The following is a 14,708-nucleotide window of genomic DNA, read 5'->3' as shown; positions in this document are numbered from 1 at the left end:
ACCTAATGCCCACGCGCCGGGTTTGGTAGATAATAAGGAGCCACGCAGCAACCATGAACTTTCCATGGAGCCCGTTGTTAAGCCCCCAATCTGCTACCTTGCGACCCCGTTGGCCGTACACGCCAGAGTCTATATAACCCGTAACCCTTACTGAAATGGGACACAAAGCAATTGAGATTACCGATGCCAACTTCGAGTCCATCATCAACTCCGACAAGCCGGTGCTGGTCGATTTCTGGGCCGAATGGTGCGGCCCCTGCCGCATGGTGGGCCCGGTAGTGGAAGAGCTGGCCGGCGAATACGAAGGCAAAGCCATCGTGGGCAAAGTTGACGTAGACGCCAACCCCCAAACCTCGGCCAAGTTCGGCATCCGCAGCATCCCTACGCTGCTGGTGTTTAAGAATGGTCAGATCGTTGACAAGCAAGTAGGCGCCGTGCCCAAGCACGTGCTCGCCCAAAAACTCGAAGCCCAAGTAACGGCCTAAGCGCCCGCACTTCCGTTTATAAATGCAAAAAGCCTGGACCCTATGGTCCGGGCTTTTTTGTGTGGTTTCGGCACGGCGCTTGCCAAGGGAGCACTGCGGCCGCCGGGGCCCTAGCCAAGAGATAAGCGCCGCGGTGCTACATTTCCGATGGCATCGGGGCAATTCCCGGGCCGTGTCAAAATCTTCACCTCCTACTCACCTTTTCCCATTCCCCTTATGAAACGCCTCCTCGGTTTCCTCCTCTCGCTCAGCCTGCTGGGCAGCGCCGCCCACGCCCAAGCCACGGCCCCCGCCACCGGCACGATGAGCTCGTCGAAAATGACGACCACCAAAATGTCGCAGACCCCGGCCACCACCACGCACACCACCACGTCGAAAACCGGCATGATGGGCACAACGGCCCCGGTGGGCTCGAAGAACATGGCCACCAAAACGGCCACCATGTCGTCGACCTCGACGGCCACCAGCAGCAAAATGAAGGCCGACGGCACGCCCGACATGCGCTACAAGGAGAATAAAATGGCCAAAACTACCACCACGACCACCGGCAAAATGAAGTCCGACGGTACGCCCGACATGCGCTACAAAGCCAACAGAACGACGACCACCACTACCAAAAAGACGATGTAATACCGGGCAAACTGCCCCAGTTTTCAAAGCCCTTCCCCGCCCGGGAAGGGCTTTTTTTGGCGCAATACCAGCCGGTGCGGGGGCCCCGCCGGCAACGGCTTGGGCGGCCCAACCCGGCGGCCAGGGGCGGGCAAATGTGCGGCGCAATTAGGGCCCCCACGGCCAATCTCAAACGTGCGAAAGAATAAAAAATTAAAAATTTGCTGGCTATATATTATTCTTAATCAGCATTATAAAAACTAACAATCGTTTGTTGTGACGTTTTCATTACATTTTTAATGCGGAAAACTATTTAATCTTATTCTACCTTTGCACCCGCCAACAGCCGAAAACTCCGGCTGATAACTTGTAGTGTGGTGGAACTGGCAGACACACCCTCCTCTCTCGAGGGTGAAGGTTCGGGATAAATCGGCCCCCCGGCCGGCTAACCACTTCGTGGAGGTTCAAGTCCTTCCGCTACAGCCAAAAATCGAAAAGAGGCGACTTTGATATAAAGTCGCCTCTTTTCGATTTTAGTGCTTTTGCACTTTGCGGCTATCGGGCCGCTACGGCCCCGTGCCGGGCCTGGTAGCTGCGCCGCCCTTCCTTCAGGAATTGCGCAAACTGCGCCACGTTGGGCTCGTAGGCGATGGGCGTCACGAGCGGTTTGCCCGTGGGGTCGTCGGGGTTGAGCAGCACGTAGTAGGGCTGGGCGTTGAAACCGTAACGGGTCACCTGGAGGTCAGCGTTTTGCTTGCCCAGGCTGGTTTTCTGCTGGTGGTCGCGGGCCGAGGTGTACCACTCGTTCTGGGGCAGCTCGGTTTTGTCGTCCACGTACAGGGCCACCACCACGTAGTCGTTTTGCAGCTGGCTGAGCACCGCGGGGTCGCTCCACACGGTGGCTTCCATCTTGCGGCAGTTCACGCAGGCGTGGCCGGTGAAGTCGATGAAAATGGGCTTGTGCGCCAGCTTGGCCGCCCGAATGCCCTGCTGCAAGTCGAAGTAGCCCTGCAAGCCGTGGGGCAGCTCCAGGAAGTCGCCGAAGCGCGGGGTTTCGGCCAGCGCGCCGGCGGCCTGCACTGGCGTGGCGGGCCCCCCGGCGGCCAGCGAGAAATCGTGGCGGCTCTGGGGCGGCAGGTAGCCGGCCAGCAGCGGCAGCGGGGCCCCAAATAGGCCCGGCACCAAATACGTCATGAAGCTGAAGGCCAGCACCGCCAGCAGCAGCCGGCCCACGCTCAGGTGCTCCAGCGGCGAGTCGTGCGAGAGGCGGAATTTGCCCAGCAAGTACAGCCCGAGCAAGGCCGAAAGCACAATCCAGAGCACCACGTACACGTCGCGGGTGAGGATGCCCCAGTGGTAGGCCAGGTCCACCATGCTCAGGAATTTCAGGGCCAGCATCAGCTCCACGAAGCCCAGCACCACCTTCACCGTGTTCAGCCAGCCGCCCGAACGGGGCAGGCTTTTCAGCCACGACGGGAAGATGGCGAATAGCGTGAAGGGCAGCGCAAAGGCCAGCGAGAAGCCCAACATGCCCACCACCGGCGCCAGCGTCTGGCCGCGGGCGGCCAAGCCCAGCACCGTGGCCACAATGGGCCCCGTGCAGCTGAACGACACGAGCACCAGCGTGAAGGCCATGAAGAATACCCCCAGCCAACCGCCCTTGTCGGCCTGCGCGTCGGCCTTGTTCACGAGGCCGCTGGGCAGCGTGATTTCAAACAAGCCCAGAAACGAGAGGCCGAACACCACGAACACGACAAAAAACAGCAGGTTCGGTAGCCAGTGCGTGGCCATGAAGTTGGGACCGTCTTCGCCCAGCAGGCGGGCCACCACCACGCCAATCAGCGTATATATCACGATGATGCTCAGGCCGTACACCACGGCTTTGAGGATGCCTTCGCGCCGCGTGCCACCGCTGCCGGTGAAGAACGAAACCGTCATGGGCACCATCGGGAACACGCAGGGCGTGAGCAGCGCCGCCAGCCCCGAAATGAAGGCCAGCAAGCCGAAGCTCCACAGCCCGCCCGCGTCGGCCACCGGGGCGCCGGCCACGGCCACTGCTACAGTAGGGGCCCCAGCGGTGGCCGTGGTGGTGGTCGTTTCAGGGGCCCCGGCGGTGGCCGTGGCAGCGGTCGTTTCAGGGGCCACTGGGGCCCCCAGCGGGGCGGCGGGGGCCGTGGCGGCGGCAGCAGGGGCAGTAGCTACCGTTGCGGCGGCGGCAGGTGTGGCCGGTGCTGCAGTGGCAGCGGCCGGGGCACCTGGCTTGGCGGCGGGGGCGGCGCTAGCGGCGACCGGGCCGCTCACTTGCAGGGGCCCAAAGGCCAGGGTTTCGTTGCCGGGCACGCAGCGGCCGTCCACGTCGGTGCAGCTCTGGTAGTCGGCTTCGGCCTTAATGGTGAGGGGCCCCGGCTGGAGCACTTTGATACGCTGGCGAATCTGGCCGGTTTTTTCCCAAAAAGCCACCTCGCCCTTGAATACCTCATCCTGCTGGTGGTGCGACTTCACCGACTGCGGCTTGCCCACCAGGGCGTAGCCCGCGCTGGGCGCAAACTTGAGTGTAAACACCACGGGCCCCACGTCCTCGCTGAAATCGGTGGCGTAGAGGTGCCACTTCTCGTCGATGCGGGCGTTCACCAGCAGCTCCACCTCTTGGCCCACCTTGGCGGCGGGCTGGCTAAGGGCCGTGCTGAGGTGCGTGGGCACCAGAATCTGGGCCGCGGCGGGCAGAGCCGGCAACAAGCACAACAGTAAAAATTTTAAAACCCGGCGAATATTCATACAAAATTTATCAGCATTAGCCCGTAAAAATAGGCTTCCTAAGCACAATCGGCTGGCTGAAAAGTTCAAACCGCCAACCCCCCGCGCCAAAGTCCGTACTTTTGGGATACAATGGCCCCCAGACCGTCCGCGTCGCGGGGGCCGCCGACATGGGTTTAAAAATTCTGATCACCCTGCTACTCATCATAGCCAACGGGTTTTTTGTGGCCGCTGAGTTCTCACTCATCCGGGTCCGTCTTTCGCAGCTCGAGCTCAAAGCCAAGGAAGGCAGCCGCCTAGCCAAGCAGGCGATGAGCGTACTGCACAACCTCTACAGCTACCTATCGGCCACGCAGCTGGGGGTTACCATCGCATCCCTGATCCTGGGGGCCGTGGGCGAGGAAGTGGCTACCGAGATCATTCTGAACACGATGGGCCGGTTCAGCATCGCCATTTCGCCGGCCGCGGCCCACAGCACGGCGGTGGTGGTGGGGCTGATTTTTATTACCATCCTGCACGTGCTCTTCGGCGAGCTGTTTCCCAAAACGCTGGCCATCCAGCGGCCCGAGGCCGTGAGCCTGGCCCTGGTGCTGCCGCTGCGGGTGTTTTATTTTGCCACCCTGCCCCTCACGTGGTTCCTGTCGAAGGCGTCCAACGTACTGCTCGGGGCGGTGGGCGTCACGCAGGCCCACGGCACCGAGGCCCACACCTCCGACGAGCTGCGCCTGTTGCTGGACCAGAGCAAGCAGAGCGGCGAAATCCAAGACTCGGAGCACGAACTGATCGAGAACGTGTTCGAGTTTAATGACCGCATGGTGCGCCAAATTATGGTGCCGCGCACTAAGCTGGCCGCTCTCGACGTGCACGCCTCGGAAGAGCAAATCCTGGAAACGGTGTTCAGCGAGGGCTACTCGCGCCTGCCGGTGTACGAAGGCAACATCGACAACATCGTGGGCATCCTGAACGTGAAGGACTTGCTGCCCATCATCCGGCGCAACGAGCCCGTGGAGCTGGCCCGCATCATGCGCGCCCCCTACTTCGTGCCCGAAACCAAGAAAATCAACCGCTTGCTGCGCAATTTCCAGCGCAAGCACACGGTGATGGCCGTGGTGAGCGACGAGTTCGGCGGCGTGTCGGGCATCGTCACCATTGAGGACATCATGGAGGAGCTGGTGGGCGAAATCCAGGACGAGTACGACAACGAGGTGCCCGTGGTGGAGAAGATATCGGCCGACGAGTACCGCGTGGCTGCTGCCACGTCCATCTCCGACGCCAACGAGTACCTGCCCTACCCACTGCCCGAGAGCGATGACTACGAAACCGTGGGCGGCCTGCTGAACGTGGTGTACGGCAGTATTCCGGAGGTGGGCGACGTGGCCGTGCTCGCCCCCTACGAGTTCCGGGTGCTGGAGCGCTCGCGCCGCGTTATCGACCTAGTACAGCTGCGCGTGGTGCGCGCCGAGGAAACCGCCGAGCCCCGCAACGACCTCAGCGCCGAGATTTAGGGCCCCCGGCTAGCGCGTCCCAAAACAGGCGCGCTTCAGTGTCCGTGAGTAGGCCTCGTGCACGAAGTGTTACTGCAACAAAGAAGGCGGTCATGCTGAGCGCCTTTCCGCTTGTTCGCCTTCGCACAACTACTTGTTCCGGTCCAATGCCCTTGCTTAGTGCAGTTTGGGGCTAGTGTACGTATCGATCCGTACCACTAAGCTGTGCTTGGCCTTGCCCCAGGGTCCTACACGCGAGACCAAGCGCAGCCTGGTAGTAAGTGGTCGCCATGTACACTAGCGCCAAACTGCTAGGGTCCCACAGCTTCTCTAGGGGCCCCAGCGGCCACAAAAAAAATCCCCGGCATCGTAATGCCGGGGATTTTTTTGTGGGTGACGGAGCAGCCGGGTAGCTTACAGCGACTTCAGGATGAAGAGCACCAAGCCTACCACCAGCACGATGGAACCAACGGTGATGAGGAAGCCCGAGCTAACAATGATACCAATCAGCAACGCGGCCAAACCGACCAAAGCCACCGTAATTGCAGTACCAGCAGCAGCGGTTTTAGCAGTGCTGGCGGTGTTCTGCTGGCGAGCCTCAGCCTTAGCCACTTGCTTCATCACTTTATTAACGGCCAAGCGCTGGATCAGCGTGGGCTTCACTTCTTTAGCGGTGGGCTGGGCCACCGTTTGGGCTACTACTTGCGCCGAGTTGACTTTGGCCAACTTGCTGGGAGCCACGGCAACAGCGGCCGGAGCGGGGGCGGTGGCCACAGGAACCACGGCTACCACTGGTGCTACGGGAGCGGGCGTGCCCACGGTTACTTCGGGGGCAATGGCCTCAGCGGCGGGGGCAGCCACGGTGGTGGCAACGCTCGTGTGAGCGGGCGTCTGGGCAGTGGCGGCGTAGTCGGTGCGGCTGCACGAGCTCAACGAACCAACAATTACTCCCAGGGCGAGGGTTAAAGAATAGGCTTTTTTCATGGTGAAAAATGAAGAAAAAGATGAGAGGTGGGTAATAGTTCCCTATACGCAGCCTATTTTTTCTTGATTGTCCATCTCCCACAAAATACCCGCTGAGCCCGTTCTGACCGCCACTAACGCATTGATAATTATTAGCTTTGTTTTTTAAAAAAATACCAAAAACGCGTTAACACTAAGCCTTTGGCCTCGTTGGCACCCACCTTCCCAGCCAACTTAGGGCCCCTAGGCGCCCGGCACTCCGGCGGAGGCACAGGGCCCTCCCCTACCCGCGCCTCACCTACTCAGCCGGGGCCGGCGGGGCGGCAAACCAGCTGCCGTAGAGTTGGTAATTCTCAGCGGTGCGGCGCAAACCGGCGCGCTGGGCCTCGCTCACGGGCTTAATACGGCGGGCGGGCACGCCGGCGTAGAGGTAGCCGGGCTCGCAAACGGTGTGCTCAAGCACCACGGCGCCAGCGGCGATGAGGCAGCCCGCACCCAATACGGCGTGGTCCATCACGATGGCGCCCATGCCGATGAGCACGTCGTCTTCCACGGTGCAGCCGTGCACCAGGGCCCGGTGGCCGATGCTGACGCGCGCGCCGATGCGCAGGGCCGCGCCCTGGTAGGTGCAGTGCAGCACGGCCCCGTCCTGGATGTTGGTGCCGGCCCCGATGCGGATGCTGTTCACATCGCCCCGCACCACGGTCGTGAACCACACCGTGCAGCCGGGCCCCAGCACCACGTCGCCCACCACCGTGGCGTTGTCGGCCACGAAGCAATCGGCCGGAATTTCAGGGTAAACGCCGCGAACGGGCAGGATGAGGGCGGGCATGGGGCGGGCTGGTTAATAGAAGCTCAAAGGTAGCCGCTGCTATATTTGGCGCATGGCGTCCTCCCCCGCTTCCGGCCCCGTGGTGTTCTCCGAAAGCCAAGGTTTTCTGCGCCCCTGGTGGTGGCTGTTACTGGTGCTAGCCCTGCTGCCGGTTGGCATCGCCGCACTGTCCCACGGGCCGGCGCGCTGGTCGCCGGGGCCCCTGGTGCTGCCGGTGCTGCTGGTAGCGGGGCTGTTTGCTTGGCTGCGCTTGGACACCCGCCTCGACGCCCAGGGCCTCACTTACCGCATGCGCCCGCTGGGATGGACGCGCCTGACGTGGGCGCAGGTTCGGACGGCGCAAGTGCGCACCTATTCGCCGCTGGGCGAATACGGCGGCTGGGGCATCCGGGGGTTGTCTGCACAGAATAGGGCCCTGAACGTGGCGGGCAGCCAGGGCCTGCAGCTGGAATTGACCGATGGCCGCCGCCTACTGCTGGGCACTCAGCGCCCGGAAGAACTGCAGCAGGCGCTGGCCCAGCTGGGGGCCCAGCTGGCGCGCTAGGCCCGCAGCAGCCGCTTCCAGGTGCCTTTGTCCCAGTTGTACTTGAGGGTGCTGGGCAGGGCTTGCCAGAAGTATTTGCTGGTTTCGACGGCGAAGCTGGGCTGCATGTAGCAGTTGATGGTACAGCCCTCGCAGGCGGGCAGGCGGCCTTCGAGGGCAGCGAGGCGCTGGGTTTCGGGGGCCCCGTAAAGGTCGAACAGGCGGCCGTCGATGGGAAATTTTTGCTGGCCCAAGTGGTAGCAGGGTAGCACCAGCTCGTTGCTGGGCGAGATGACGAGCGTAGTGCTGGCCGCGCGGCACACGGGCGCGGCCACGTGGTTGCCGCCGTCGCGCCGCAGCGCAATGAAGGCCTCGTTCAAATACACGCCCTTGCGCCGGCCGAAGGCGGAGAGGTAGTCCAGCTCCTCGGCGGTGAGCTGCTCACCGGTTTCCACGTCGCCGTACTCGAAGGCCGGGTTGAGAATGAGCACCAAGCCGTTGGGCTGGGTAATGTCGCGGTACACGGCCTCCAGGTCCTTCAGGTTGTGGCGGAAAACGGTGAACAGAATGTCGGGCCGCTCGCCCAGCTCCTTGGCCACGCGGATGCTTTCGAGCACGAAATCGTAACAGGCCACGCCGCGGCCCCGGTCGTGGGTGTCGCGGTCGGCCGAGTCGAGCGAGAAGTGCAGCATGTCCACCAGGCCGCGCAGCTTCTCCGCATTTTTCGGGTACAGCAAGCCGTTGGTGGTCACCGTAGTGATGAAACCCAGTTCCCGCGCCAGCGCCAGGAAGTCGGGCAGCTGGCGGTGCAGCAGCGGCTCACCCCCGGTAAAATCAATCACCGACACGCCCAACCGCTTGAGGTCGCGCAGGTTGCGGTCTACGTCGTCGAGCGTGATGTAGGGCGAGGGCTTCTCCCAGATGTCGCAAAACGCGCACTTCGCATTGCAGCGGTACGTGACGTAGTAATTGCAGAGAACGGGGTGCTTAACGAGGCGCATGGGCAGAGGAATGGGCGGCGGACGCCAGTGGGGCCCCGGCCGACCCGTTCCGCGAAGTTAGTGCGGCAGCTTGCCCCAGGCGGCGGCGTCCCAGGCGGTGGGCGTGGCGGCCAGGGCCTCGGGGGTGGCGGCGCCGTAGTGCTCTTGGAAGTAGTTGCAAAAGCCTTTGAGGGGACAGCGCGAGCAGTTGGGCTTCAGGAAAAAGCAGATTTGCTGCCCGTGCCAGTAGTTGTGCTTGTGGAAGTTGAACAGTCCTTCGGCGTCGAGCCGGGGCCCCAGCAGGGCCAGCAGCACGCTATGCGCCTTCTCCACCGACACTTTGGGCCCCAGAAACCCTACCCGCTGGGCCACGCGGTGCACGTGCGCATCCACCGGCAGCACGGGGTGGTGGTAGTTGAAGAGCAGCACCAGCGAAGCCGTCTTCAGGCCAATGCCGGGCATGTCCGTCAGCCAGGCCATGGCGCGGTCGGTGGGCCAGTCGGCCAGGAAGTCGAGGTCAAACTTACCGCCCGTCTCAGCCTGAATGCGCCGCAGAATCTCCTGGATGCGCGGCGCCTGCGTGGCCGGCCAGCGCGTGGTGCGGATGGCGTGGATGAGGTCGTCCACTGGGGCCCCCAGCACGCCGGGCCAGTCGCCGAAGGCCTCCAGCATCCGGTCGTAGGCCAGCTCTTCGTCGGCGTGAGTGGTGCGGTGCGAGAGCACCGTAGAAATCAGTTCGCGCATGGGCGTGCGCCGGGCCACCGGCGGCAAGTGGCCATAAAACTGGTCGAGGATATCGTGGTCGGCCAGGGCCTTGGCGGCGGCGTCCGAAGCGTAGGTGGCGGCAGGTGCGGGCATGGCCGGTTGTACCGCCCCGCCCCGGCGAAGGTTGCCGCCCGGGGCCCACAAAAAAGTCCGGCGGCCCGAGTGGGCCGCCGGACTTTTTTGTTTTGCAGCGTTGCGCTTACAGCGTGCCCTTCTTAGCGGCCTTCTGCATTTTTTCGTTGGCGAAAATGGCTACTTCCACGCGGCGGTTGGCAGCTTTGCCGGCCACGGTGGTGTTGTCGGCCACGGGCTGCGACGAGCCGTAACCCGTGGCCGTGATGCGGGCCGAATCCACGCTCTTGCCGGTCAGCTCGTTGGCCACGGCCTGGGCGCGGCGCTGGCTCAGGGGCTGGTTGATGGCGTCGGAGCCCGAGCTGTCGGTGTGGCCTTCCACCACCACGTTGGTGTCGGGGTATTTCTGGAGCGTGGTGGCCAGCTCGTCGATGTTGCCGGCGGCGGCAGCCGTCAGCGTCGAGGAGTTGCTGGCGAACAGGATGCCCGAGGCGAACGTGATTTTAATGCCTTCGCCCACGCGCTCCACGGTCGCGCCTTCCAGGTCGCGGCGCAGCTCGGCGGCTTGCTTGTCCATTTTGCGGCCGATGAGCACGCCGGCCCCGCCGCCCACCACGGCGCCCAGGATGGCACCCTTGGCCGTGCCCGATTTACCGCCAATCACGCGGCCCAACAGGGCCCCGCCGGCCGCCCCGCCCAGGCCGCCGATGATGCCGCCCTTCAGCGTTTTGGTCATGCCCTTGGGCTTGGCCGTAGTCACGGTGGTGCTTTGGGCCTGCGCCAGTTGGCCCACCAGCAGCAGCAACGCCAGCAAGAAAGAAAAAGGAGTGCGGAGATTTTTCATAAGTAACTTAAAAATGGATTTTGGCAAGAACGGAATAAACCGTGTTAAGAAATGGGCGCCGACCCGCCAAACAGTCGGCAAATACGCCTTTTACAAGCATCTTGCCAAACTCGCGCCCGCCGCCGGGGGCCCCACCGCGCCTAGGGCCCCACAAAAAAAGCCTGGCGACAGGGCCAGGCTTTTTGCAGTTGCTGAGCAGATTATTATACCCGCGTGGGCTCCTTATTTTTTATTGCGGTAGCCGTTGTAGCGGGCCGGATCTTTTTTCTTGTCTTGGTTGCGGCCTACTGCGCCGCCGCCTAAAACACCGGCACCAGCACCTACTACGGCACCAGTTTTGCCGCCAATCAGGCCACCAACTACGGCGCCACCCACACCACCGGCCACGGCACCCTTGGCCTTGCGGCTCCAACCTTTTTTAACGTCCTGGGCTTGCGCAGCAGAACCGGCTAACAGGAAAAACATCAACAAGAAGGCGAAAGCAATTTTGAAAGATTTCATGGGAAAGCAAGGCTAAGTGGAGAATGGATAAGCAGTACAATGATTTTAACGCAAGTCGTTTTATTGGAGTTACTCCCTACTAGTTAGAGCCCCACATATTCATAAAAAAAGCCGCCCAGGGGGCGGCTTTTTCTTGATTTTGAACTATGGCTGCTACAGGCGGCAATAGGCCTTGCAACGAAACTAGAGCGTGCCGTTTTCAGCGGCTTTCTTCATTTTCTCGTTGGCGAAAATGGCAATTTCCACGCGGCGGTTGGCCTGCTTGCCGGCCTCGGTCGAGTTATCACCCACCGGATCCGACGAGCCGAGGCCCTTGGTGGTGATGCGGCTGCTGCTCACGCCCTGGGCCACCGTGGCATCGGCCACCGATTGGGCGCGGCGCTCGCTCAGGGGCAGGTTGATGGCGTCGGTGCCGGTGTTGTCGGTGTGGCCTTCCACGAGCACGTTGGTGTCGGGGTACTTCTGGAGCGTGGCGGCCATCTTGGTGATGTCGGCCTGCGAAGCGGCCCGCAGCGTGGCCGAGTTGGTGTCAAACAGAATGCCCGAGTCGAAGGTGATTTTGATGCCTTCGCCCACGCGCTCTACTTTGGCGTTCTGCATGTCGCGCTGCAAATCAGCGGCTTGCTTGTCCATCTTCTTGCCGATGAGCACGCCGGCACCACCGCCCGCCGCGGCACCCAGGATGGCACCAATGGCCGTGCCGCGGCCGCCGCCCAGCAAGCCGCCCAGCAGGGCCCCTGCGGCCGCGCCGCCGCCAGCCCCGAGCAAGCCACCCTTAGTGGCCTTGTTCATGCCGTCTTTGCGGACGCCCGTGCCGTTGGCAGAGGTATCAGCTGGCTGGCGCGTGGAGGCGCAGGAGCTGAATAACAGCACGCAGGCCATGAATACCGAGAGTAGGGATTTGGGAGTAGTCATGTAAAAAGAGCAAAAAGTGAAAGAAGTAGCTGCCGCCTTGTACGGCAAACCCCGCCCCGGGGATGGGACGGGGTTTCAAGAAGTGTGCCGAAACGGCCGCTGGGGCCCCTAGCGGGCCTTGCCCGGGCTGCGCCGCGGGGCAGCGGCGGTGGCGCTGGCCACGGGGGCCGCGGCACCGGGAGCCGCGGCGGTGGGCCGCAGCAAGTGCAGCAGGTCGGCCAAGCGGCGCTTGAGGTCGCGGCGGTCCACGATGAAATCGAGGAAGCCGTGCTCGAGCACAAACTCGGCACTTTGGAAGCCCTTGGGCAGGTCCTTGCCGATGGTTTCTTTGATGACGCGTGGCCCAGCGAAGCCAATTAGGGCCCCGGGCTCGGCAATGTTAAAATCGCCGAGCATGGCGAACGAGGCCGTGACGCCGCCCGTGGTGGGGTCCGTTAGCAGGCTCACGTAGGGCACGCCGGCCTCGGCGAGCAGGGCCAGCTTGGCCGAGGTTTTGGCCATCTGCATCAGCGAGTAGCCGGCCTCCATCATGCGGGCCCCGCCCGAGCGCGAAATCATGAGGAACGGCACGCGGTGCTGGCGGGCGTAGTCGATGGCACGGGCAATTTTTTCGCCCACCACCGAGCCCATCGAGCCGCCGATGAACTTGAAATCCATGGCCGCCACCACCAGCGGCTGGCCGTCGCTCAGACCGTGGGCGGTGCGCACGGCGTCTTTGAGACCGGTATTTTTTTCGGTGGCCGCCACGCGCTGCGGGTAGGCCTTGGTGTCCACGAAGTGCAGCGGGTCGCCCGAGGTCAGGTCGGCGTTGAGCTCCTCGCACCGGCCGTCGTCGAAGAGCAGCTCGAAGTAGTCGGCCGCGTCGATGCGGTCGTGGTGGCCGCAGTGGCCGCACACGAAGTGCAGGCGCTTGTGCTCGGCCATGGTGGCCACCGTTTTGCACTCGGGGCACTTGTACCAGAGGCCGTCGGGCGTTTCTTTTTTCTGTTCGGTGGGGGTGTTGATGCCCTTTTCCTCGCGCTTAAACCAAGCCATTTGTTCGGGAGCTGCAAGCTGTGGGCGACGGGCCGCCAGCTTTGGATATAAGTAAAATGACCACAAAAATACGCGCTGGCCGGCAGAGGGCGCGGCCCGCCCGCCGGGGCCCTAGCAAAGGGCCCAGCGTAGCCGTTCCCAGTGCCGGGGGCCGGGCCAAAATTCTGGCCGCGCCGCCGCTCAAAGGGCTCCTAAAAGCCCAAAGCCGGGCGCCGTACTGAAGAATTCCTAGAATGACTTTTGCATTTCCAATCCTTCCCTTTCGGCTCCGGCCATTGGGCGCTGCCAAACGCCTTGGGGGCCCCGGCCGTACCTTGCCCCGGCGTTAGGAGGCGGCGCACCCGGCCAACCCGCGGCGCGCGCCCCCGTTCATTCCTTTGTTATGCGCCTGAAAAACTTTTCGCCGGCCCTGCTGGGCCTGGGTTTGCTCGCCGCCGGGGCCCTGCCGGGCTGCGTGGCGGCCCGCAAGTACGACGACCTGGCGGCCCGCCAGCGGGCCGATGCCCAGGGCAAGGCCGAGGCCGAGCGCCAATACCGCGCCGCCACCGCCGAGCTGCAAAAAACCGCCGACGCGCTGGCCCAGCAGCGCCTCGATAACCGCCGCCTGGAGGACGACTCGCTGGCCACCGGCACCGCGCTGCGCAAGGCCCGCGGCCTCAACCGCGACCTGAACGACAGCTACGACCGCCTGCTGAAAAACAGCGGCCAGGAGCTGGCCAGCAAGTCGTCGGACTACAACAAGGTGGCCAAGGACCTGGCCCGGCGCGAAGCCGAGCTGGGGGCCCTGGACGCCAGCCTGCGCACGAGCAAAACCGACAACGACCGCCTCGGCACCGATTTAAAGGCCCGCGAGGCCAAGCTGGCCGAGCTCACCCAGGCCCTGGCTGACAAGGACCGGGCCGTGAACGACCTCAGGGCCCGCGTGAGCAAGGCGCTGCTCAGCTTCAACACCAGCGACTTGCAGGTGAACGTGCGCAACGGCAAGGTGTATGTGTCGCTTTCGGAGCAGTTGCTCTTCAAATCGGGCTCGGCCAAGGTGGACCCCAAGGGCCAGGCCGCCCTGAAAACCCTGGCCACCGTGTTGCAGGAGCAGCCCGACGTGAACGTGGTGGTGGAAGGCCACACCGATACCGTGCCCATCAAGGGCGTGGTGAACGGGGCCAAGGACAACTGGGACCTGAGCGCCCTGCGCGCAACCGACATTGCCCGCCTGTTGGCCGCCGGCGGCGTGGGCCCGGCCCGCATCACGGCCGCTGGCCGCAGCCAGTACGTGCCCGTGGCCCCCAACGACACGGCCCCCAACAAGGCCCTGAACCGCCGCACCGAAATCATCCTGACCCCGAAGCTCGACGAGCTATTCCAGATTCTGGACAGCAGCAGCACCGGGGCCCCAGCGGCGGGCAAGTAGCTTTGCCCGGGGCCTGCTCAGAACTTGGAAATGAGCACGATGCCGATGACCATGAGGGCGCAGCCGGCCATGCGGCCGGGGCTAAGGGCGTGCACCTCCACCCCAAACCAGCCGAACTTGTCGATGAAGACCGACATGAGCAGGTTGGCCGAAATGGTGAGGCCCGCGAAGGCCCCCGCGCCTATTTTGTTGACGAACATGAGGCCCGCCACCACGGCCCCGGCCCCGAGCAACCCGCCCAGCGGGGCCCACCAGGGCATGCTTTGCAGCCCTGCCATGGTGGGCAGCGGCTTCGGAATGCAGATGAACAGGCAGAGCAGCAGGGCGATAATGGGCAGGAACGACACCAGGCTCGCCAGCCAGGGGTTGACCAACGATTTCTGCAAGGCGCCGTTCATGGGCGGGCCCCAGGCTTGCAGGATGCCCGCCGCGATGATGAGCGGGTAGATAAAGGAGGCGCTGAGGTTACTGGTTTGCATGGGGGGCGGGAATAAGGTGAGGTGATGGACGAGGGAAGCCGGCCGGGGTGCTGCCCCGG

The 14,708-nt window shown here is 63.4% G+C and carries 15 protein-coding genes and 1 tRNA gene; 6 read left to right on the top strand and 10 right to left on the bottom strand.

Annotated features, from left to right (window positions below):
* Window positions 1-155 precede the first annotated feature (155 nt).
* The 3 genes from trxA to EAH73_RS22920 all read left to right on the top strand — a co-directional run bounded on the left by trxA (window position 156) and on the right by EAH73_RS22920 (window position 1,580).
* Window positions 156-485 (top strand): thioredoxin, encoded by a 330-nt coding sequence (trxA, locus tag EAH73_RS06080; protein ID WP_068235800.1) that lies wholly within the window; start codon window positions 156-158, stop codon window positions 483-485.
* 216 nt (window positions 486-701) lie between these two features.
* The gene (locus EAH73_RS06075; RefSeq protein ID WP_140465593.1) at window positions 702-1,115 is read left to right on the top strand and encodes a hypothetical protein; all 414 of its coding nucleotides are present in this window, start codon (window positions 702-704) and stop codon (window positions 1,113-1,115) included.
* Window positions 1,116-1,462: 347 nt separating this feature from the next.
* Window positions 1,463-1,580 (top strand) — tRNA-Glu (locus EAH73_RS22920).
* Between the two features lie 69 nt (window positions 1,581-1,649).
* Here the strand turns inward: EAH73_RS22920 and EAH73_RS06070 are convergent.
* Complete coding sequence (locus EAH73_RS06070) at window positions 1,650-3,830, bottom strand: protein-disulfide reductase DsbD family protein (RefSeq protein ID WP_317129377.1); 2,181 nt, start codon at window positions 3,828-3,830, stop codon at window positions 1,650-1,652.
* A gap of 140 nt (window positions 3,831-3,970) precedes the next feature.
* Between EAH73_RS06070 and EAH73_RS06065 the strand changes: the two genes are divergently transcribed.
* Entirely contained in the window at window positions 3,971-5,353 is a 1,383-nt protein-coding gene (locus tag EAH73_RS06065) for a hemolysin family protein (protein WP_240047159.1), read from the top strand.
* Between the two features lie 393 nt (window positions 5,354-5,746).
* Here EAH73_RS06065 and EAH73_RS23360 read toward each other — a convergent pair whose 3' ends face one another.
* Window positions 5,747-6,316, bottom strand: a complete 570-nt coding sequence (locus EAH73_RS23360; RefSeq protein ID WP_193560184.1) for a hypothetical protein — start codon at window positions 6,314-6,316, stop codon at window positions 5,747-5,749.
* A gap of 277 nt (window positions 6,317-6,593) precedes the next feature.
* Window positions 6,594-7,127 (bottom strand): gamma carbonic anhydrase family protein, encoded by a 534-nt coding sequence (locus EAH73_RS06055; protein WP_140465591.1) that lies wholly within the window; start codon window positions 7,125-7,127, stop codon window positions 6,594-6,596.
* A gap of 52 nt (window positions 7,128-7,179) precedes the next feature.
* Between EAH73_RS06055 and EAH73_RS06050 the strand changes: the two genes are divergently transcribed.
* Window positions 7,180-7,671 carry a hypothetical protein gene (locus EAH73_RS06050; RefSeq protein WP_140465590.1) on the top strand — a complete coding sequence of 164 codons (492 nt, stop codon included), beginning with the start codon at window positions 7,180-7,182 and terminating at the stop codon, window positions 7,669-7,671.
* Here EAH73_RS06050 and EAH73_RS06045 read toward each other — a convergent pair.
* The 6 genes from EAH73_RS06045 to accD form a co-directional block, all read right to left on the bottom strand.
* Window positions 7,668-8,651: a radical SAM protein gene (locus tag EAH73_RS06045; RefSeq protein WP_140465589.1), complete on the bottom strand. Its 984-nt coding sequence runs from the start codon at window positions 8,649-8,651 to the stop codon at window positions 7,668-7,670. The two genes, EAH73_RS06050 and EAH73_RS06045, sit on opposite strands and share 4 nt — an antisense overlap.
* Before the next feature lie 57 nt (window positions 8,652-8,708).
* Complete coding sequence (locus tag EAH73_RS06040; RefSeq protein WP_140465588.1) at window positions 8,709-9,488, bottom strand: endonuclease III domain-containing protein; 780 nt, start codon at window positions 9,486-9,488, stop codon at window positions 8,709-8,711.
* Window positions 9,489-9,594: 106 nt separating this feature from the next.
* The gene (locus EAH73_RS06035; protein WP_140465587.1) at window positions 9,595-10,311 is read right to left on the bottom strand and encodes an OmpA family protein; all 717 of its coding nucleotides are present in this window, start codon (window positions 10,309-10,311) and stop codon (window positions 9,595-9,597) included.
* A 222-nt stretch (window positions 10,312-10,533) separates the two neighbouring features.
* Complete coding sequence (locus tag EAH73_RS06030) at window positions 10,534-10,812, bottom strand: glycine zipper domain-containing protein (RefSeq protein ID WP_193560183.1); 279 nt, start codon at window positions 10,810-10,812, stop codon at window positions 10,534-10,536.
* A gap of 183 nt (window positions 10,813-10,995) precedes the next feature.
* Window positions 10,996-11,727, bottom strand: a complete 732-nt coding sequence (locus EAH73_RS06025) for an OmpA family protein (protein ID WP_140465586.1) — start codon at window positions 11,725-11,727, stop codon at window positions 10,996-10,998.
* A gap of 108 nt (window positions 11,728-11,835) precedes the next feature.
* On the bottom strand, window positions 11,836-12,762 hold the full coding sequence (gene accD / locus EAH73_RS06020; protein WP_140465585.1) for an acetyl-CoA carboxylase, carboxyltransferase subunit beta: 927 nt from the start codon (window positions 12,760-12,762) through the stop codon (window positions 11,836-11,838).
* 382 nt (window positions 12,763-13,144) lie between these two features.
* Between accD and EAH73_RS06015 the strand changes: the two genes are divergently transcribed.
* Window positions 13,145-14,170 (top strand): OmpA family protein, encoded by a 1,026-nt coding sequence (locus tag EAH73_RS06015; RefSeq protein WP_140465584.1) that lies wholly within the window; start codon window positions 13,145-13,147, stop codon window positions 14,168-14,170.
* 17 nt (window positions 14,171-14,187) lie between these two features.
* Here the strand turns inward: EAH73_RS06015 and EAH73_RS06010 are convergent, their stop codons facing one another.
* Entirely contained in the window at window positions 14,188-14,649 is a 462-nt protein-coding gene (locus tag EAH73_RS06010) for a DMT family transporter (protein WP_140465583.1), read from the bottom strand.
* Window positions 14,650-14,708: the final 59 nt, after the last annotated feature.

Origin of the sequence: Hymenobacter nivis, assembly GCF_006439025.1 — a bacterium.
GTDB lineage: Bacteria > Bacteroidota > Bacteroidia > Cytophagales > Hymenobacteraceae > Hymenobacter > Hymenobacter nivis_A.
Note: the sequence above shows the minus strand (reverse complement) of the source record. Positions and strands in the feature narration are given on the sequence as shown.

Coding starts and splice junctions, on each gene's coding strand:
- trxA (WP_068235800.1), top strand. CDS start 156: ATGGGACACAAAGCAATTGAGATTACCGATGCCAACTTCGAGTCCATC.
- EAH73_RS06075 (WP_140465593.1), top strand. CDS start 702: ATGAAACGCCTCCTCGGTTTCCTCCTCTCGCTCAGCCTGCTGGGCAGC.
- EAH73_RS23360 (WP_193560184.1), bottom strand. CDS start 6,316: ATGAAAAAAGCCTATTCTTTAACCCTCGCCCTGGGAGTAATTGTTGGT.
- EAH73_RS06055 (WP_140465591.1), bottom strand. CDS start 7,127: ATGCCCGCCCTCATCCTGCCCGTTCGCGGCGTTTACCCTGAAATTCCG.
- EAH73_RS06050 (WP_140465590.1), top strand. CDS start 7,180: ATGGCGTCCTCCCCCGCTTCCGGCCCCGTGGTGTTCTCCGAAAGCCAA.
- EAH73_RS06045 (WP_140465589.1), bottom strand. CDS start 8,651: ATGCGCCTCGTTAAGCACCCCGTTCTCTGCAATTACTACGTCACGTAC.
- EAH73_RS06040 (WP_140465588.1), bottom strand. CDS start 9,488: ATGCCCGCACCTGCCGCCACCTACGCTTCGGACGCCGCCGCCAAGGCC.
- EAH73_RS06035 (WP_140465587.1), bottom strand. CDS start 10,311: ATGAAAAATCTCCGCACTCCTTTTTCTTTCTTGCTGGCGTTGCTGCTG.
- EAH73_RS06030 (WP_193560183.1), bottom strand. CDS start 10,812: ATGAAATCTTTCAAAATTGCTTTCGCCTTCTTGTTGATGTTTTTCCTG.
- EAH73_RS06025 (WP_140465586.1), bottom strand. CDS start 11,727: ATGACTACTCCCAAATCCCTACTCTCGGTATTCATGGCCTGCGTGCTG.
- accD (WP_140465585.1), bottom strand. CDS start 12,762: ATGGCTTGGTTTAAGCGCGAGGAAAAGGGCATCAACACCCCCACCGAA.
- EAH73_RS06015 (WP_140465584.1), top strand. CDS start 13,145: ATGCGCCTGAAAAACTTTTCGCCGGCCCTGCTGGGCCTGGGTTTGCTC.
- EAH73_RS06010 (WP_140465583.1), bottom strand. CDS start 14,649: ATGCAAACCAGTAACCTCAGCGCCTCCTTTATCTACCCGCTCATCATC.